The organism is Pseudomonas sp. IPO3774, from assembly GCF_013386835.1.
In the GTDB taxonomy this organism is placed as follows: Bacteria; Pseudomonadota; Gammaproteobacteria; order Pseudomonadales; family Pseudomonadaceae; genus Aquipseudomonas.
In genome coordinates this window covers 125472-142065 of record NZ_JACAQY010000014.1, presented here as the reverse complement: position 1 = coordinate 142065, position 16594 = coordinate 125472, and the positions used below count along the sequence as shown (strand labels likewise).

The 16594-nt window shown below is 53.1% G+C and carries 16 protein-coding genes and 1 pseudogene; 10 read left to right on the top strand and 7 right to left on the bottom strand.

The window, feature by feature from the left end:
• Positions 1–55: 55 nt before the first annotated feature.
• On the bottom strand, positions 56–1255 hold the full coding sequence (locus HYE77_RS09125; protein WP_177068703.1) for an EAL domain-containing protein: 1200 nt from the start codon (positions 1253–1255) through the stop codon (positions 56–58).
• A complete protein-coding gene (locus HYE77_RS09120) occupies positions 1252–4059 on the bottom strand; it encodes an ATP-binding protein (protein ID WP_134325968.1) in 2808 nt (935 codons plus the stop codon). Before HYE77_RS09120 ends, HYE77_RS09125 begins: the two co-directional genes overlap by 4 nt.
• 170 nt (positions 4060–4229) lie before the next feature.
• Here HYE77_RS09120 and HYE77_RS09115 point away from each other — a divergent pair, with 170 nt between their 5' ends.
• Positions 4230–5417, top strand: coding sequence for an MFS transporter (locus HYE77_RS09115; RefSeq protein ID WP_177068702.1), 1188 nt, complete (start codon positions 4230–4232; stop codon positions 5415–5417).
• A gap of 87 nt (positions 5418–5504) precedes the next feature.
• On the opposite strand, the gene HYE77_RS09110 is transcribed toward HYE77_RS09115, so the two are convergent.
• From HYE77_RS09110 to HYE77_RS09100, 3 genes are all read right to left on the bottom strand, one after another.
• On the bottom strand, positions 5505–5738 hold the full coding sequence (locus HYE77_RS09110) for a hypothetical protein (RefSeq protein WP_003218911.1): 234 nt from the start codon (positions 5736–5738) through the stop codon (positions 5505–5507).
• A gap of 145 nt (positions 5739–5883) precedes the next feature.
• Entirely contained in the window at positions 5884–6249 is a 366-nt protein-coding gene (locus HYE77_RS09105) for a DUF6124 family protein (RefSeq protein ID WP_177068701.1), read from the bottom strand.
• Between the two features lie 551 nt (positions 6250–6800).
• Entirely contained in the window at positions 6801–7946 is a 1146-nt protein-coding gene (locus HYE77_RS09100) for a hypothetical protein (RefSeq protein ID WP_177068700.1), read from the bottom strand.
• Between the two features lie 457 nt (positions 7947–8403).
• Here HYE77_RS09100 and HYE77_RS32565 point away from each other — a divergent pair, with 457 nt between their 5' ends.
• From HYE77_RS32565 to HYE77_RS32915, 4 genes are all read left to right on the top strand, one after another.
• Entirely contained in the window at positions 8404–8628 is a 225-nt protein-coding gene (locus tag HYE77_RS32565; protein WP_301050817.1) for a hypothetical protein, read from the top strand.
• Positions 8629–8732: 104 nt separating this feature from the next.
• Positions 8733–9503 carry a DUF3825 domain-containing protein gene (locus tag HYE77_RS09095; protein WP_177068699.1) on the top strand — a complete coding sequence of 257 codons (771 nt, stop codon included), beginning with the start codon at positions 8733–8735 and terminating at the stop codon, positions 9501–9503.
• A gap of 510 nt (positions 9504–10013) precedes the next feature.
• The gene (locus HYE77_RS09090) at positions 10014–10520 is read left to right on the top strand and encodes a hypothetical protein (protein WP_177068698.1); all 507 of its coding nucleotides are present in this window, start codon (positions 10014–10016) and stop codon (positions 10518–10520) included.
• Positions 10521–10597: 77 nt separating this feature from the next.
• Positions 10598–11032, top strand: coding sequence for a GIY-YIG nuclease family protein (locus HYE77_RS32915; protein ID WP_177068697.1), 435 nt, complete (start codon positions 10598–10600; stop codon positions 11030–11032).
• An 8-nt stretch (positions 11033–11040) separates the two neighbouring features.
• On the opposite strand, the gene HYE77_RS09080 is transcribed toward HYE77_RS32915, so the two are convergent.
• Positions 11041–11265 (bottom strand): hypothetical protein, encoded by a 225-nt coding sequence (locus HYE77_RS09080; RefSeq protein ID WP_177068696.1) that lies wholly within the window; start codon positions 11263–11265, stop codon positions 11041–11043.
• A 193-nt stretch (positions 11266–11458) separates the two neighbouring features.
• Here HYE77_RS09080 and HYE77_RS09075 point away from each other — a divergent pair, with 193 nt between their 5' ends.
• The 3 genes from HYE77_RS09075 to HYE77_RS09065 are packed head-to-tail and all read left to right on the top strand — an operon-like array spanning position 11459 to position 15455.
• A complete protein-coding gene (locus HYE77_RS09075) occupies positions 11459–13021 on the top strand; it encodes a DGQHR domain-containing protein (protein ID WP_177068695.1) in 1563 nt (520 codons plus the stop codon).
• A complete protein-coding gene (locus HYE77_RS09070; protein ID WP_177068694.1) occupies positions 13021–14289 on the top strand; it encodes a hypothetical protein in 1269 nt (422 codons plus the stop codon). The genes HYE77_RS09075 and HYE77_RS09070 overlap by 1 nt, the downstream gene beginning before the upstream one ends.
• Positions 14286–15455, top strand: a complete 1170-nt coding sequence (locus HYE77_RS09065) for a DNA adenine methylase (RefSeq protein ID WP_177068693.1) — start codon at positions 14286–14288, stop codon at positions 15453–15455. Before HYE77_RS09070 ends, HYE77_RS09065 begins: the two co-directional genes overlap by 4 nt.
• Before the next feature lie 69 nt (positions 15456–15524).
• Here the strand turns inward: HYE77_RS09065 and HYE77_RS09060 are convergent.
• Positions 15525–15743, bottom strand: a pseudogene (locus HYE77_RS09060) (DNA adenine methylase); the annotation flags it as partial.
• A gap of 125 nt (positions 15744–15868) precedes the next feature.
• Here HYE77_RS09060 and HYE77_RS09055 point away from each other — a divergent pair.
• Positions 15869–16351, top strand: a complete 483-nt coding sequence (locus tag HYE77_RS09055) for a phosphohydrolase (protein WP_256347154.1) — start codon at positions 15869–15871, stop codon at positions 16349–16351.
• Positions 16348–16530 (top strand): hypothetical protein, encoded by a 183-nt coding sequence (locus tag HYE77_RS09050; protein ID WP_177068692.1) that lies wholly within the window; start codon positions 16348–16350, stop codon positions 16528–16530. Before HYE77_RS09055 ends, HYE77_RS09050 begins: the two co-directional genes overlap by 4 nt.
• Positions 16531–16594 lie beyond the last annotated feature (64 nt).

The following is a 16594-nucleotide window of genomic DNA, read 5'->3' as shown; positions in this document are numbered from 1 at the left end:
CCGGCTGACCGGGCGACCCTTCCTTCGGGCTTCTTGACTGTGTGACCCTGGCCACTCACATAAGTGCTGGCGCAGGGCCATCCTCGATTAACAGGGCGCTGAATTTTTCCGCCGCCACGGCATGGGAGATCAGGAAACCCTGCACCTGATCGCAGCGGATACGCCGCAACACCGCCAGCTCCGCCTGGGTCTCGGCGCCCTCGGCGATGGTGGTCAGCCCGAGTTTGCGGCCCAGCTCGACAATGCTTTGCAAGGCCGACGCCAGGCTTTCGTTCTCGGCACAGCCATGCACCAGTGACCGGTCGATCTTGACCTCGTTGAACGGCGTCGACACCAGGTTGAAGTAGGAACTGAACCCCTTGCCGAAGTCATCCTGCGCCAACCCAAAGCCCATCATGCGCAAGCGACATGCTCCAGCGTAGTAGTTACTGGGCAGCCGTGTGGTGGAGCTTTCCATCAATTCGAAGGTAATTTGCCGGGGTTCGGCGTCGCGGCTTTGCACCTGGGCAAGCAGGCGGTCGACCAGGTCGCTCTGGTCGAGCAAATGCGTGGGCAGGTTGATCGACACCGGCAGCCGGTAACCGAGTTGCGCCCACCGGGCCTGGGCGATGAGGGTTTGGCCGAGAATGCAGGTGAGCAAGCGGGTTTCCAGGTCAAGGCGCTCGATCTCGTCAAGAAACGCGCCGGGCATCAATAACCCTTCCACCGGGTGCACCCAGCGTGCCAGGGCTTCGGCGCCCACGATGCGCCCGTCATGCAGGGATTTTTTCGGCTGGAACCACGCCTGGATTTCACCATTGGCCAAGGCGCGCTCAAGGTTCTCCCGGGCATGGCTGACACCCCGGTGGCAACACGGCGTGCGCGCCTGCTCGGCGAGTTTGTCGAGGCAATCGCGCAGGGTGCGCACCTCGCGTTCGCGCACCGGCTTGGAGATTAGCCCGGCGACGGTCAGGCCGAGGTTCCCGGCCACCTGCCCGGCGCCCACCAGCATGCGCCGCGACGCCACGCTCATCAGCGCCAGCGCAGGCGGCGCGTGCATGCGGGCCAAGTGCTGGATCAGTTGCACACCGTCCATCCCCGGCATCATCAAGTCGCTGAGCAGCAGATCGTAGCGCTGTCGGGCCAGGCGTTGCAGCGCGGTGGCGCCATCCCAGACCACATCGACGTCAAACCCGCCGATGGCCTGGAAGACGTTGATCAAGTACTCATGCTGGAAAGGATGGTCTTCCACGATGAGTACGCGATAGGCGCTCAAAGCACCCTCCTCTGATAGCGATGCAGGCACTGGTAGAGGGCGCGCAGGGTGAACGGCTTGACCAGGCAATGATCCATGCCAGCGTTCAGGCAGCGCTCGGCTTCGTCGAGCATCGCGTTGGCGGTGGCCCCGATGATCGGCAGTGAGCAACCCAGGCGACGCAGTTGTTCGGTGAGTTCATAGCCGTTCATGCGTGGCATGTTGACGTCGGTGAGAATCATGTCGAACGCGGTATCACCCCACAATGACAGCGCTTCAATGCCGTCGCCGGCCAGCACCACGCTGCAGCCGAGCTCTTCCAACTGGTCGCGCAGGATCAACTGGTTGATCAGGTTGTCTTCGGCCACCAGCAGGCGCAGGTTGAGGCTGAACTCGGTGGGCTTCTCGCTGATCCTCGGCGACAACAACTCTTCGCTGCCCTGGGCGCGGCTGACCGCGCGGTTGAGCGCCTGCAGGTTGTTCAGGCCGATCTGCCAGGGATAAGCGCCATGCTCGTCGACCGCGGCCATCACCCGCGGCCCGGACCAATGCAGCAACTGGTCGGGCTCGGTCGGGCCGGGATACAGCTCGACCAATACCGCGCCGGGGTCGGCCTCGGCGGACTCCGGCGCACCGAGTTGCGCGCGCGCGCCCCAGCGACGCAACCAGCCGCCAACACTTTCCGCCAGCTCACGCACCGGCGACACCACATACACCCGCTCGCCGAGCAGCGGCTGCGCCCAGGGAGCCTGGTCGTCGTCGTTGACTTGCTCCAGCGGCAAGGTGAAGGAAAAGCTGCTGCCCAGGCCCGGTTCGCTGACCACCCGCAAGGTGCCGTTCATCAAGTGCATCAGGCGCTTGCAGATCGACAAGCCCAGGCCGCTGCCGGCGACCACATTCGCATTGCCGCTGACCTGGAAGAACGGCTCGAACAGGTACCGCTGGTCTTCCTCGGCGATGCCCTTGCCGGTGTCGACTACCTGCCACTGCAACATCGTGCGCTCGCCTTCACGGCTTTCCAGGCGCAGACGCAAGACAATCCGGCCGCTTTCGGTGAATTTCAGCGCGTTGTTCAGCAGGTTATTCAGGATCTGGCGGATGCGTGTGACATCCCCGCTCACGTGGTCGGGCAACTGCGGGTCGAGGCAGGCGAACAACTGCAGGCCCTTGCTTTGGGCGGCGCCTGCGTAGCCCTGGATCACTTCCTGCACCAACTCGATCGGTGAGAACGTGCTGAACTCTAGGGACAGTTGTCCCGCTTCGATTTTCGACACGTCCAGCACATCGCAGATCATTTGCAGCAAGTTCGCCGACGAGCCCTCGATGGCATTCAGGTAGCCACGCTGCTGGCTGTTAAGGTCGGTGCGCGCAAGCAATTCCAGGGTGCCCAGCACGCCATACAATGGCGTGCGGATTTCATGGCTCATGGTTGCCAGGAACAGGGTCTTGGCCTCATTCGCCGCGTCCGCCAGCGTGCGCGCCTGCTGCAGGGCCAACTCCACCTGCTTGCGTTCGGTGATGTCGCTGAAGGCGCAGATCAGCACCTCCTCACGCTGGTAACGGGTTGGCGCGAAACTCAGGTACAGGTGACGACCGTCGGCCATTTGCAGCTCGTCGGTGCTGCTTTGTTCCGACTCATCGAACGCGCGGCGAATCCAGCCGTGACACAGTTGCTGGCGCTCGTGGCCGTTGCCCAGCCATTGCCGGGACAGGGGGTTTTCCAGCACTACCTCGCCGTCGCTGCGGCGCAGCACGCACAAGGCCACTGGCGCGATGCGAATCACCGCACTGCTGAATGCCTCACTCTCCACCAGCGCTTCGATGCGATTGGCTGCCGGGATAATCAAACGCTGATCGATGCGCCGCACCAACCGCACCATCAACAAGCTGGCCGCTGCGCACAACAGCAGGCACAGCAACAACGGCATGGCCAGGCTGGGCAACAGTGAACTCAGCTCCAGGCTGTAGACGATCTGCCACTGGGAGTAACCCAGGTGCTTGCGAATGGCCAAGCGATCCGGCAGCCAGCGGCTGCCTTCCCAACCAAAGCTGGCCGTGGCGTGATACTGGCGCAGCACCTGCGCAGCCGACGGTTGATGAGGCGTGCTGCTGAAAATCAGCTGCCCGGCGCCGTCAAGCAACATGAAGTCCCCGGCTTTTTCATGCTGCAGGGCGTTGATCAGGTCCGGGCCGTCCACCTCCAGCCCGAGCCAACCCGACGTGGGGCTACGGTCGTCGAGGCGGGTGAAGATGTATAGCGGTGAATCCAGGCGGCTCTGCTCAGTCAGCCACAACTCATCGCTGACCGAGACCTTGCCGGTGTCCACCGCCATCAACCGCTGCAATACCGGCTGCGGCACATTCTCCGGGGCCGCCCCAACGGTAAACAGGCGCTCCACCACCGGCTCGGCGCGCTGCGCGACGTAGATCAGGTTGACCTGGTTGACCTGCAGGTAATCAAGCAGGCGCCTAGTCAGCCAAAGGCTCCAGATATTGCCCGCCTCGCCCAAGGTGATGTGCAACTCTTCGGCCGGCACATTATTGAGGTTGCCCACGGGTGGCGTGACATGACGAACCGTCGACAGGCCGAGGCTTTTGAGCAGCGTCTGGCGGCTGACAAAAAAACTCTGCGCATCGGAAATCGCCTCATTCATATAACTGCGCCGTAGCGAAATTTCCTCATTCAACGCCGCACGCAAGTAGCTGTAGGCACCCACATACACGCCGAGCACCAATGCCAGGGCAAACAGCCGCAACAACTTGCGCGCGGCCTTGGGCGTCGAAAAAGAAGAGTCGAGTGGTTGCAGGAAATGTTTGAGCTTCATCGCCAAAAGAGTAAGCGTGGCGAGAGGGTAGTTGAATAAGACGGATCTCAAAGCCCCGCACTGCTTGCGCCGATGGAACTCTCGCGCAACACGCTGTTCTAGACACCTTCGTCGCTGCTTGCGTAGCATCGGCGGCTGTCCTTCGTGCACTTCATCAAACAGAGTTACCCATGACTATCCAGCAAACACCCGGGCACGTGCTGCCCGCGCGCAGCGCCGCCAAAATGGAAGCGGCCATGGCCGTGGGCGCCTTTGCGATCGGCACCGGCGAATTCGCCATCATGGGCCTGATGCCCGACATCGCCCACAACCTCAATCTCAGCGAACCGCAAGTGGGCCACGCCATCAGCGCCTATGCGCTGGGCGTGATGGTCGGCGCCCCGCTGCTGGCGATCCTCGGCGCCAAGTTGCTGCGTAAACACATGCTGCTATTGCTGATGGGCCTTTATGCCCTGGGCAACCTCGCCACGGCGTTTACCCCGACCTTCGGTTCGCTGGTGGCCTTCCGCTTTATCAGCGGCCTGCCCCACGGCGCCTACTTCGGCATCGCCGCCGTGGTCGCCTCCAGCATGGTGCCCAACGACAAACGCGCTGGCGCCGTCGCCCGCGTGATGATGGGCCTGACCCTGGCCATGCTGCTCGGCAACCCCATCGCGACCTTCCTCGGTCAACACTTTGGCTGGCGCTCGGCGTTCGCGCTGGTCAGTGCTATCGCCCTGTGCACCATCGCGCTGGTCTGGCAATTCGTGCCGGATCGCCACGACGAACCCCGCAGCGACCCGCGCAAAGAACTGCGCGCCTTCACCAAACCGCAGGTGTGGATGGCGCTGTCCATTGGCGCTATTGGTTTTGCCGGGATGTTTTGCGTGTTCAGCTACCTGGCGCCGACCATGCTCGAAGTGACCAAAGTCTCGCCGCAGTGGATCCCATTCGGTCTGGCCGCGTTTGGCGTAGGCGGCATCATCGGCAACTTCGCCGGCGGCAAGCTGTTTGATCGCCTGCAATTTCGCGCAGTGGGCTGGATTATGGTGTGGTCGATGGCCGTGCTGATCTTCTTCACCTTCGCCGCGAGTTCGCTGTGGGGCGTACTGCTGGGTATTGGCCTGGTCGGCACCATGATCGCCATGGCCGCGCCGCTGCAAATCCGCTTGATGGACATTGCGCATGAGGCACCGAGCCTGGCGGCGGCGTCCAACCACGCGGCGTTCAACCTGGCGAATGCGCTGGGGCCGTGGTTCGGTGGGATGGCGATTACGGCGGGGTATGGGTGGACCAGCACGGGCTACATTGGCGCGGCTACGGCGCTGGTAGGCTTGGGCATCTACCTGATCGCCCGACGTATGAAAGGCGGTCACTAAAGCCCTCCCACGATCCAATGTGGGAGCGGGCTTGCTCGCGAAAGCGGTGGGTCAGTCACTGAGTAAATGACTGCCCCACCCGCTCAGTCAGTCATCATGCATCAACCCCGAACCATACTCCCCGTAACTGCTCCCCAGCGCGTTGCCGCCAAAATTCATCTTGGCGGCCTTGCTGGGGCTGTGGTCGCCAAAGGCTTGGCATCCCCCTGAATAACAAGGGTCGCTACTCAGGTCGCTACTCATGCCCGATGAACCCGACGAACAAGCGGCCAAGAGCAACGTGCCTGCGACCATAACGACTTTGACGAGATTGGAGATCATTTTTCAGTTCCCTTTGGACTGGAGGCGTATGGGTCCTCTCTTAAGGAGGATCCTAGACCTCAAAAGCGCAGGGAATTATGAAACTTTGCTGGATGACAGGATGGGTTCAGGTTGCCGCCTTGAGGTAAGGCGGCAGGGTTCGGCGTCAGGCGGTGGCCGTGCTAGCTACAGGCGCGACTTGCTCCAGGGCTCGGTCAACGAGTAGAGCACTCAGGTCGATTAGCTGCTGGATGCCCAGGACGATGGCGCGATGGGGTTCATCGAGGTCGAAAGCCAGGGTTGCAGCCATTTGGTTGGCGGATTCCAGGTTTTCGGCTGCGTTGGCTAGAAGGGTTTCAGTATCTATGTCGGGGCTGACGCGGAATAGGTTGCTGCTCGGTTGCTCGGCGGAAACGTCGTTATCGGATGACGGCAAGTAATGATGGATAGCACGCTGAGCCGCAGCTTGAAGCTTGGCATCAGTGGGGGCAGCGTTTGAAGCATGAGGCGGGTTCGGTGTGACTTTGTACATGGCGAAGCTCCTTAACTATTCAGGAACTGCCAATCTCACTTCCACATGAGGGTGGCAGCTGTACGCAGGTGTGGAAGACCAGGGCTAAGGACCCGGCGCACCGAAGTGCCCCGCGCACAGCCGCCATAACACATGATACAGGCGTAAAAAAACGCCGGCTGGTGTTTATAGGCGATTGCGTCTTAGCTGGTACGGACTTCCACATCCGGCCACTGGTTTTCCAGCGGTTTGAAAAGGTTAGCGATGCGAGGTCTGAGGGACAAGCTGAGAAAAGCGTGGGAAATTTCTCAAGGAAAATTGGAGAGTTCCATGGTCTGCCCCTGCATGACCACCATGAAAGACGTCGTACAGATCCTCCAGTTCGGTCCGCTGATTGCGAAAAACGGCAGCAAAACCGAGCGTGTGATCCCCCGTGACATAAATGTCGCTGCTAGCGGACAAAGGGCAGCTTGCATACTGCACCGTCTCCGAGTGCATCTATTGGTCGATCCCCTGCCCGAGCATTTTCCCACCAAGGAAGAAATTAATTCGACGGGTTTATTTGACTCTAATCATTTCCACTCAAGGTCTGAGCTATCGAATTCGAAGACCCTGCTGCCTTCTTGGTAAAAATCGGCCTCGATGTAGATTTTTTCGGACTTCCGAGCTTGGGCAACGAACGACGACGCACTGCTGATGAAAAGTAAATTGGAGCTGTGGTCATCAGGCTCGCTGGCTGACATGCGCAGAGCATTGCCCTTAGAAAATCTGACGCGTACATCGCAGTCATCGTATCCACAAACAAACTGACCTTTCTCGATAGCTACATACACCGACGTGCCCCACCGTGGATGCTTACGGATAGTGAGTGTGGCTCTTTGCACGCCGCTGTACGGAAATTTGAAATCCACGGTATTCAACGACGAAACGTACGCCCGCCGCACTGGTTTTCCGGACATGTTGTCCTCGCCATCAGAGTAGTTCCAGGTTAACCCCATGCTTCGCCGAAGAGCCTTTTCTGCTGCAGCTTTTTCTCGAGCTTCCGCTTCTCTGTTCTGCTGAGTAGCGAGCCTCGAGAATTTATCAGCATTGGCCTGGTAGGTCTGGTCGATAGCGGCTAGTTGGGCGTAGGTGCCTGCAAGACTTTTGTAATCGCCCTGCTGGATGCTCGCAATGGACGTGAGGAGAGTCGATTTCTTTTGCTGCTTTTCAACCTCAGCCTTTTGCCCCGCGACCTTCGATAGCGCTTGGTCAATCTCAAAGCTGCCAGCATCACTGTACTTAGAGCCCAAGGCGGTGGCCCCGGCGTAATCCTGCTTGTCGGTCAAGACATTCATCTCCGCTAGGATTGCATCTTTGTTAGCGGAAACATAATCGCGCTTTTCCTTCAAGGCCTGCTCCGCCTTTTGCTGGCTCACTAACGCTTGCTGAGCAGATCGCTCGGCGCGATCAGCATCCAAAGCCTTGTTGCTCGTGTAGAAGAAAAGACCAAAGCAAACCAAGGCAACGACAGCACGGCCACCTGGTGTGATGGTGATATTGGTTTTATCTTTGATCAGTCTGTTGATCTTTGGTACGAACATGCCGGCTGCGAGAAGCATGATCAAACCAGAAAGGAAGCTGGTGAACATAGCGCCTAGGGCAATAATTAAGAAAACCGCAAACAGCAGCCAAATCGCAAACGATCTGAAAAACCCGACAATTCTTGAGTCTGCCACTGCTATCGCTCCCTGATAAAACGTCAAGGAACGTATATAATAGCACTGTGCCAGTCAACGCAATACCGACAACTGACCTACCGGCTAATCACTATAAGTACCTCCAAGATAGAACTCTAACGATCAAAACCCCGCCGCTCCTAACGCATTGCCGACAAACAGATCACCCTGGAAATCTCCATGCCAGATCCCAATACCCTCACGCAAGACCTGCCCCGCAGCTTCTCCGTGGCCCCCATGATGGATTTGACCAACTCTTAGCACAGCGCTCGTAAATGAAGGCCTCTAGGCCTATTCTAAAAGCCCCATATCAATTCCGTACCGGTAACTCATCACGTATCGTTAGATCTAGGCCCTCCCTCACCAGCCGTAGCAAATTTTAAGCAACCAGTTTCGGCTCCAATCGGGAGCACTATCGCTGCTATGCTTGAGTTCGTTCGAATTGAGTCGGTAACCAATCGCAAGCGAGTACTCACTGTCGGATGTGCTGGAAAGGATCTATCACAATCAATTGGCCTTGGCAGGGGCAGTGATGGAGGCGACTTTTTGGGCTGAGCGGCAAAATGCTGGCGAAGTGGGCGAGAACATGCGGGCGACGCTATGCACAATCGGTGAAAACGCAGGCCATATCAAACAAGGCTTGGCTCTTCTTAAGGGATTGGATCTCAGACAACGGCCCTAACCGACCATATTGAATTTCTGAAAAGACCAAAAATAAAATCCGATACTTTGAATCACCTAAACGAACCTGCACTAAAAACTCTAACACAAATATAGGGAAATACGATGACAGCAGTATGGCCGGAAGATCTTTACGAACTCGCCTACATCCCCAACACACAACAAATGCTTGACAGCTTATCAAACCTAAGTGAGCATGAAATCTGGGACTATCAAAACAATCCAACGAGCCAATACAAACCCGTACTATCAAACTACCTTAAGCATACCTATAAAAGACTAACTGAAGAAGGAAAAATAGCGAGATCTGACAACGATGAATATTCAACTTTTAACACCGGCCTAGTAACGCCATCGCAAGAGCCGATCTACGCTCTATTCGATAGAAACACTATTCCTGATCGTCAGCCATGGCACTTCTTAAGGTTTGTACGCCGTGGAGAGCAGATTCTCACTGCCTTCTCAGAACTACCCGAGCTAGCCAGCTATTTCACAAACCCATCTTCCCTCGTACTCGACTGCAACAAAGAGCTGAGGGTCAATGTGGAACATATTGTCAGCGACAACAAAACTCGTTTCCCCGCACCATTTAACGGCATGGACGACTTTGCGCTGCAAACCTTTCTAAAAGGGGCAATTGACAATGCGAAAGAAAGAGTTAAAAGAAATTATAAAACTGCAGTTCCGCAATATTATTCAGGACGTGTGCAGCTAATGCTCCCTCTCTGCATTTCATCCCCAACACAAGCGGACTTGGCAATCATTGTCGAAGATCATGGTTTGTTTTATAGAGCTGCAACATGTTTGACTCTAGACATGGCATACAACAATGCTCGTTTGCTGGCAAAACCAGACAAGGACTGGCTAAAGCCCTGAACAGAGCCGTTCAAAAGGTCAAAGGGGTGTCGCCAAATTTACTGCGACACACCTGTGAATTCGTCTACTACAACGAAGCCCCGTCAGTAGCGAGTTTAGTCGCCTGGAGGTTTGTGAATAAACTGTCACTTAAGACTAATTGAGATTACAGTCTTCCGCTCGGAGCACATCCAGTTTCAACCTGCTCCCAAAGTCACTAAGTGACCACATGGCGATTTTGCTGGAGTGTTTCGGTCGTTAAGCCCCAACCCTACGTGTGTATTGAGGCTCAGCGCTTATCACCACTGCATGCACGAACGCATGATTGGCATTGATTGGCGTTCGGTTTGCCCCATTTTTGCCCCAACCTCGCCAGCCCCACCTCCCTGATTCACGGTCCCGCCATTAAAGCCTGATGATTGGCAATATAAATATTTCTGGATATACTACTATCAGCCAAAAGCAGATAGTGGACAAACTGATCGCAAAGCATTAGCGTCAGGCTGAACCTATGGAATAGTGAGGGAAGTGATGGTCAGCCTGGTAGATAAAAATCGGTGGGCACCTCTTATAGGACGGTTGTTCATCTCGTTTGGATCGATCGAAAACCTCACACACGATTGTGTTCGCAAGTGGTCGAGTTCCGTCGTCTACAAGTACGTCAAAGGGATACCACTCTCACGAAGGATCGATTTTGCAATTGAACTATTGACTGAACAGACCTATCCAGACAAAGAGAAAGAAGCGTTCAAAGTGAACTTGCGAAAGACTAAGCACCTGGTCGAGATCAGAAATATCATTGCCCACAGCCCCTTGGCACTTGTACTCTTCCAAGAGGAAACGGAAACTCCATTCCGCGAAGCCATTGCCTCCAACTCTGACGACTCCAAGATCATTGAGTTTGAAAAGCTACAAGAGACTGTAGAGCAGGCCGAAGAGATTGTGGAGAGACTTCATCAACACTTGGCTTCTTTTCGTTGTATCGATCTCAATCTATATCCACCAACGGATTGGTCGTATCTAAATCGCGACACCTAACTCATTGTCCTTGTGGTCAAGCCTCTCTATATTACTTCTTCGAGCCCTCTTATGAGAAATTTAGGCAAGCATCGAACATGATAGTACCTATCGGTTATGTTTATTTGTTATCCAATCCCGTGCTTGCGGGAATAATCAAAATCGGGCATACAAAAAGAGCCGATGTTAGCATAAGAGCTGAAGAACTTTCTTCAAGCACGTCGATACCCTTGCCATTTATAATCGAAGGCTCCTGGCTCGTTGAAAACCCTTCGCAATGCGAAGCACGTATACATGCTCGACTTGCGTTTTGTCGGGTAGCTAAAGACCGAGAGTTTTTCAGAATGAACACCGTTGAAGCGGAGGCACACATAAACACTTTGATTTATGGCACTAACGACCCTACTAAAACGATCATACTTGAGATGAAAAGTCTCTTGACCTTATATAGAAAATTCCCTACCTCATTCAAAAACTCAGATGAGCTAGCAACTAAAGTTGAGGAGATTCTTTTCAACCCGAAACCAACATAACAATGCGCTCAACTCAATGACCCCGACCCACCAAATTCGTAAAACACCGCTTTCTGCAAGCTAAAGCTCGACTGATCATCCAACCCAGCCCCATGATCGAGAACCTTGCCGCGTTTCCCTACAAACATCTCAAAGCCAGCCACAAAAAAGCTCCATTCGTCTCCACGTGTCACCAATCGAATCAGGGCATCAGGATCGAGCGCACTACCGTGATATGGATCGTCCCAGTCCACCTCGACGCTTCTTCCAAGCCAGGGCACGCGTGATAGCAATACGCCAGACGAAAAAAATTTTATAGGGTACGATAATGTAGGAACGCAACGATTTTCAGGTAGCCTAACCTGATAGAATTGGCTGATTTCCGTCCGACAGCACCCGCTTCCCCTCACGAGGAAACGGTCAAAAGGCTAAAATAAGGGACTATTAATGTCGACTGTTAAACAAATCCCCCTCCTCAAAGTTAATCAATGGTTGAAATCATGGGAGCTAAGTGACTGGGCTCCAGATCTTCCAGAACCGCCACATGAATTTTATATTGCTTCTGTTCCCTTACGCTTGCTCCGAAGCCTTGCCGGTGTTAGTCGGCGAACTATTGAAGATCGAAAGTCAGTAGATAAACATGCGGGATACCAACGAGCACATCAAATTAGCCGCTCAAAGAATATTGCACGCTACATACAATATGGATACCCGCTTTCAAATCAAAAAAACTTAGACCCTGAAGAGCATAAAAAACTTGTTCATCCGGGGTGGCTACCCACTTCAATTCTCGTAAACATCATCCAACCTGGTGAAACACGTCGGCGCGCGGGAAAAGACGCTCTGCTAGATGACGCTCAAGCAATTAAAATCTCTAACCAAGGTGCTTTTTACTCACTTGATATCCCCCTCACCCTTGAGTCATCACGAGCAAAGAATCGGGGTGCAAATCTCGAACCTATCGAGATTATTGACGGGCAACATCGTCTGTTCGCCGTCGATGAACTGGGAAGAGATCTATACAACGACGACTACGAAGTCCCTGTCGTATTTTTCAATGGCTTAACAGAGTCATGGCAAGCGTATTTGTTTTGGGTAATTAACGTTGAACCGAGAAAAATCAATACTAGCTTGGCATTCGACTTATACCCAGAGCTACGAAGCCAAACATGGCTGGAGAGCGGAGAGGGCGTAAAAGTATACCAAGAACACAGGGCACAGGAACTTACCGAAGTTCTGTGGCGCCACGTCAGCAGCCCTTGGAAAGATCGCATTGAGCTCCATGGTGGTAGAAAAGAAGGACACGTTTCAAATGCTGCGTTTATTCGCTCACTAATGGTTAGCTTTGTAAGGCGCTGGGGGAAAGATAACAAGATCGGCGGATTATTTGGATCTATTGATGGCAATGGCGTAGAAAAAGTACTTCCTTGGAAGCGCTCTCAACAAGCCGCGTTTTTGATAGCTAGCTGGACACATCTACACAACGCTGTTAAAAAATCTGACGCGCCTTGGGTGACAGCCCTACGTAATGAAAGAGCCAAAAACGAACCGTTACTTGAACAAAGTGAGTTCGAGAAAAACGCCGCATTCTCTGGTGCGAATACCCTCCTATCGACTGACCAAGGGTGCCGAGTTATTTTTATAGTGTTTAATGCTATGAGCCAACTTGCGTACTCTGAGTTAGAACTAGAAGAGTGGGAGTCGGACGAAGTCTCTGACAAGCCTAACGATACTGATGTATCAATCGCACTTTCCGAATTTGAAAAGCTTACTAAGCCGAATCTTTTCTTAAAAAATATTGTACATACACTTGTCAACTGTGGAATGGATTGGCGTACAAGTGGCGCAAAAAGTCTTACTCCGGAGCAGAGCCAGATGCAAGCTGCCTATCGCGGCAGTAGCGGATATTCCTTGTTGCAAAGAGAATGTTTCAAGCATTTAGCTGCCTCCGATGTCAAACTCGTTTCGGAAAAAGCTAAACAGGCCATCTTTTTGCAAGGAAACTCGTGATGGCTCCCCGGCAGAACAACAACAGATCCAACGCAAGCTCCAAGAAAAAGGTAGACTACTCCGCCATATGTAGAAATGCGAGCGGACTCACAGTACAACAAGCGTTTGACAGACTCGGTCCTATTACAAAATTTGAGGACTTGCTTTGTCCTCCAGGAAAGTTGACTGGGCCAACCGAACTAGCTTCTGAGCAAGTCTTCCATATGATTGAAGGATGGAGATATGCCTTGGCTGCAACTACGGCTTTTCTCAATCACTCTCAGCAAGCCTCATTGCATTTCGCTTATTACGCAGAGCTTCGAGCCGCCTTATCGCTACTTAGCTGGAGTGGGATAAGAGTGAAACAGCGAGGGAATTATTACTTAGACAATACTGGCGTTAAAAAGCCTGTGGACCATTCTCCTACGCATACGGCAGTGTGGGGATTGTGGCAGCACTGGGTTAACAGAAGTGACGCCCAAACTCTATTTAACGATCATATCAGACTAACAACAGGTGTTCCGCTTTCGCAGGTGGTATCTGCTCTTCAGTATATAAAACCAACTCAAACCATTCAGGGTTGGGGGCTGGATTTAGCAAAAATCAAGGATGATCACAACGCACGTAACATCTCAAGTTATGAAGCGTACTGGATGAGAGCGCCTTTATCCAAAATGAAAAAAGAGGATCTCGACCTAGTCCTGATGCTATGGAAACTATTACTGCCAGAAGAAACCGGCTTAGCTTTTGATGGATCACTAATATCATTTTTTGTTAAACAAGCACTCCCGGGCATGATTGCGAGTATGGGAGCAGCTAACGTTGCACCTGACCCAAACACCGCAGCAGACGTGATGGAAATCATAACCAATGAGATCAGCACAAATACCGGACTGGATGTAGATCACATAACTCGAAAGTTAGACCCCAGCCAATATGACACGCTGCCATTCGAATTAGCCTCCTCGATAGATACAGAACCGAAAAATGTACTGTGCCGGGCGTTCTTTTTATTAAGATTATCAATGCTAGCAGCAAAATCCAGCGTTTCGCTTGCAACAAACAGTTCTACCTCTGAATGGCTTTCAAACTGGTTTGAACATGCCGGCCTATGGGATCGTAACTTAGCTGTAGACCCATACGACATCTCAATCGACTACGGTGATGCGCTGGACCACTTTAAAACTAGCCCTACACAACCTTCAGATATATGGCTGGGTACAAACCTAGCCAACACTGTTAAACTTACTCGTCCTGATGCCTGCATGGTTTGGAATGTAATACAATGAAATACATGGGGCACAAGGGAAAGCTATTAAACTTTCTTGGCGACATACTGATAGAAGAGTCTAAAAACTCCAGTTCTATAGCGGACCCGTTTTGTGGATCAGGGGCTGTTTCATGGTTTCTCGCAGAGAACACTCAAAAATCGATAATTTCCGGAGACCTGCAAGAGTTTGCCATTTGCAGAGCAGCAGCAGTAACACAGCGAACAACCCCGATAGATGCTATTAAAATTTACAAGCCTTGGTTAAAGCGGGCACACCGACTACTATCTAAAATAACGGAAAAGTTTCCCAACGCTGAAAGTTCAGTAGAGCCGGACCCTAACAAAACTGACAACATCATACGCTTAGTACTCCGTTCTCGGGTATTTTGCGAAACTGTGCTACCTGACATTTTGAAAGGTCTAAAACGACAGTTTCCTATGACCAAGGCATATGGCGGTCATTATTTTTCTCCATTGCAAGCTTTATTGCTAGATTCCCTTAGATCAACGCTCCCAATAGATGAACAAGAACGCTCTGTCGCTCTGGCCGCATTGATCGAAACTGCAAGTCGTTGCGCCGCTTCACCGGGACATACCGCTCAACCTTTTCAACCAACTACTACCTCAGCGAAGTATATTCTCGAAGCTTGGCAGAGGCCTGTAGACCGTCTCCTTATAGAGGCCACAACCTCAATATCCTTAAAACACGCAACTTTGGTAGGCAGAGCCATTACTGGCGACTTCATGACTACTATAAACTCGCTTGAGGAGGGAGATCTGGTTTTCGCAGATCCACCTTATTCAGATGTACACTATAGTCGCTTTTATCACGTCCTGGAAACTCTTGTCAGAGGCGTAGAAATAGAAGTCACAGGCCGTGGCCGGTATCCTAATATCACCGAAAGGCCAAGTTCCCGCTTTAGTCTCAAAGCACAGTCAAAGTTCGCAGCATCGGATCTTATTGAGACATGCTTTAATAAAAAACTAGGCCTTGTTCTAACCTTCCCATCCGGCAGTGCGAGCAATGGCCTATCTGCACAAGACTTCATAGAAATGGGCAAGAACCGGTATTCATCTATTGAGCAGTATGAGGTTAGTTCTGATTTTAGCACCTTAGGTGGAAATTCAAAGTCGAGAAGTGCCCGACTAATGTGCCAAGAAAGTATCGTGTGCTTTCGACTTTAACGAGCCGCCCCACGAACAAGAGCCGCACCACTGCGGCTCACGCTGCCCTTTAGACTTGTTTCAGCCCGATTAGAACAAACCGCCCAACAGTTCGGGCACGCAATTCATGATTGCTAGCTCACCGCTCACATCAATCGTGCCCTGGCGATGATTGCTCGTGCTATATCGGATGTCCACGGTTACAAAATGGAAATCCTCAAACACCCGCCGAATGTCCGGATGATCGTTGATGCTGACCATCACCTTTCCTTTGCAGCGCCGCATAAAGTCGGCGATGAGCTCGTAATCTACGCGATGAAGCGCTCGCCATCGCTGCGCTACTGGAGACAGCAGATCAGGAGAGCGCCGCATGAATGAAATTCTGAACTCTACCGGCAAACGCTTCGAGCTGTTCAAGCCCGAGACCATCAGGATTGACCCACACAACATCTCGCACGCGCTCGCTCGCTCATCTGTGCAACTTCAACGGCCGTGCCCGAGAGTTCTACAGTGCTGCTCAACACAGCTGCATCGTTGCCGAGCTGGTGCCAGAAGAACACAAACTCGCAGCCCTACTTTATACCGCCGCCGACGCGTATGTGGCGCTCATTGACGAACATCCCAAGGTTCGGATGTTCGTTTACCAGCATTTTGAAGAGCTTATCTGGCAACGTAATTGCGAGGAGTTTGACCTACCCCTAGAGCCCCCTGACTGCGTTTACCAGGCCAGCATCGTTGCAATGGCCACCGAGTACCGAGATCTCATGCCCACCGATACAGCCATCCGGGATTGCCTGATCGGCATCGAGCCCATGAATGAAACGATTCATCCATGGTCCGCCACCGAAGCACGGCTCACTTTTCACCAGCGCCTGATGGATCAATTTGCTATCGAACATCGGAGGAAAGCGGCATGACGCATTCAAAGGACACCACTCAGGTACAGACCGCTTTGCTTCGCGATGACAGTGGGATCGACACGCCTATAAAAAACAATCTCTGCTGCGCAGCAGCAGGCATTATTGCTCCTTCCAGCACCATCAGTGAGGCGCTTATACCCCACGAAAAGCTGCGCGAGGCAACCCACCCAATGTAACGCTAATCGCTCAGGATCGCCCGCCCGTGCAGCCTGTTGTGGAGTACACGCACCCCGTCAACTT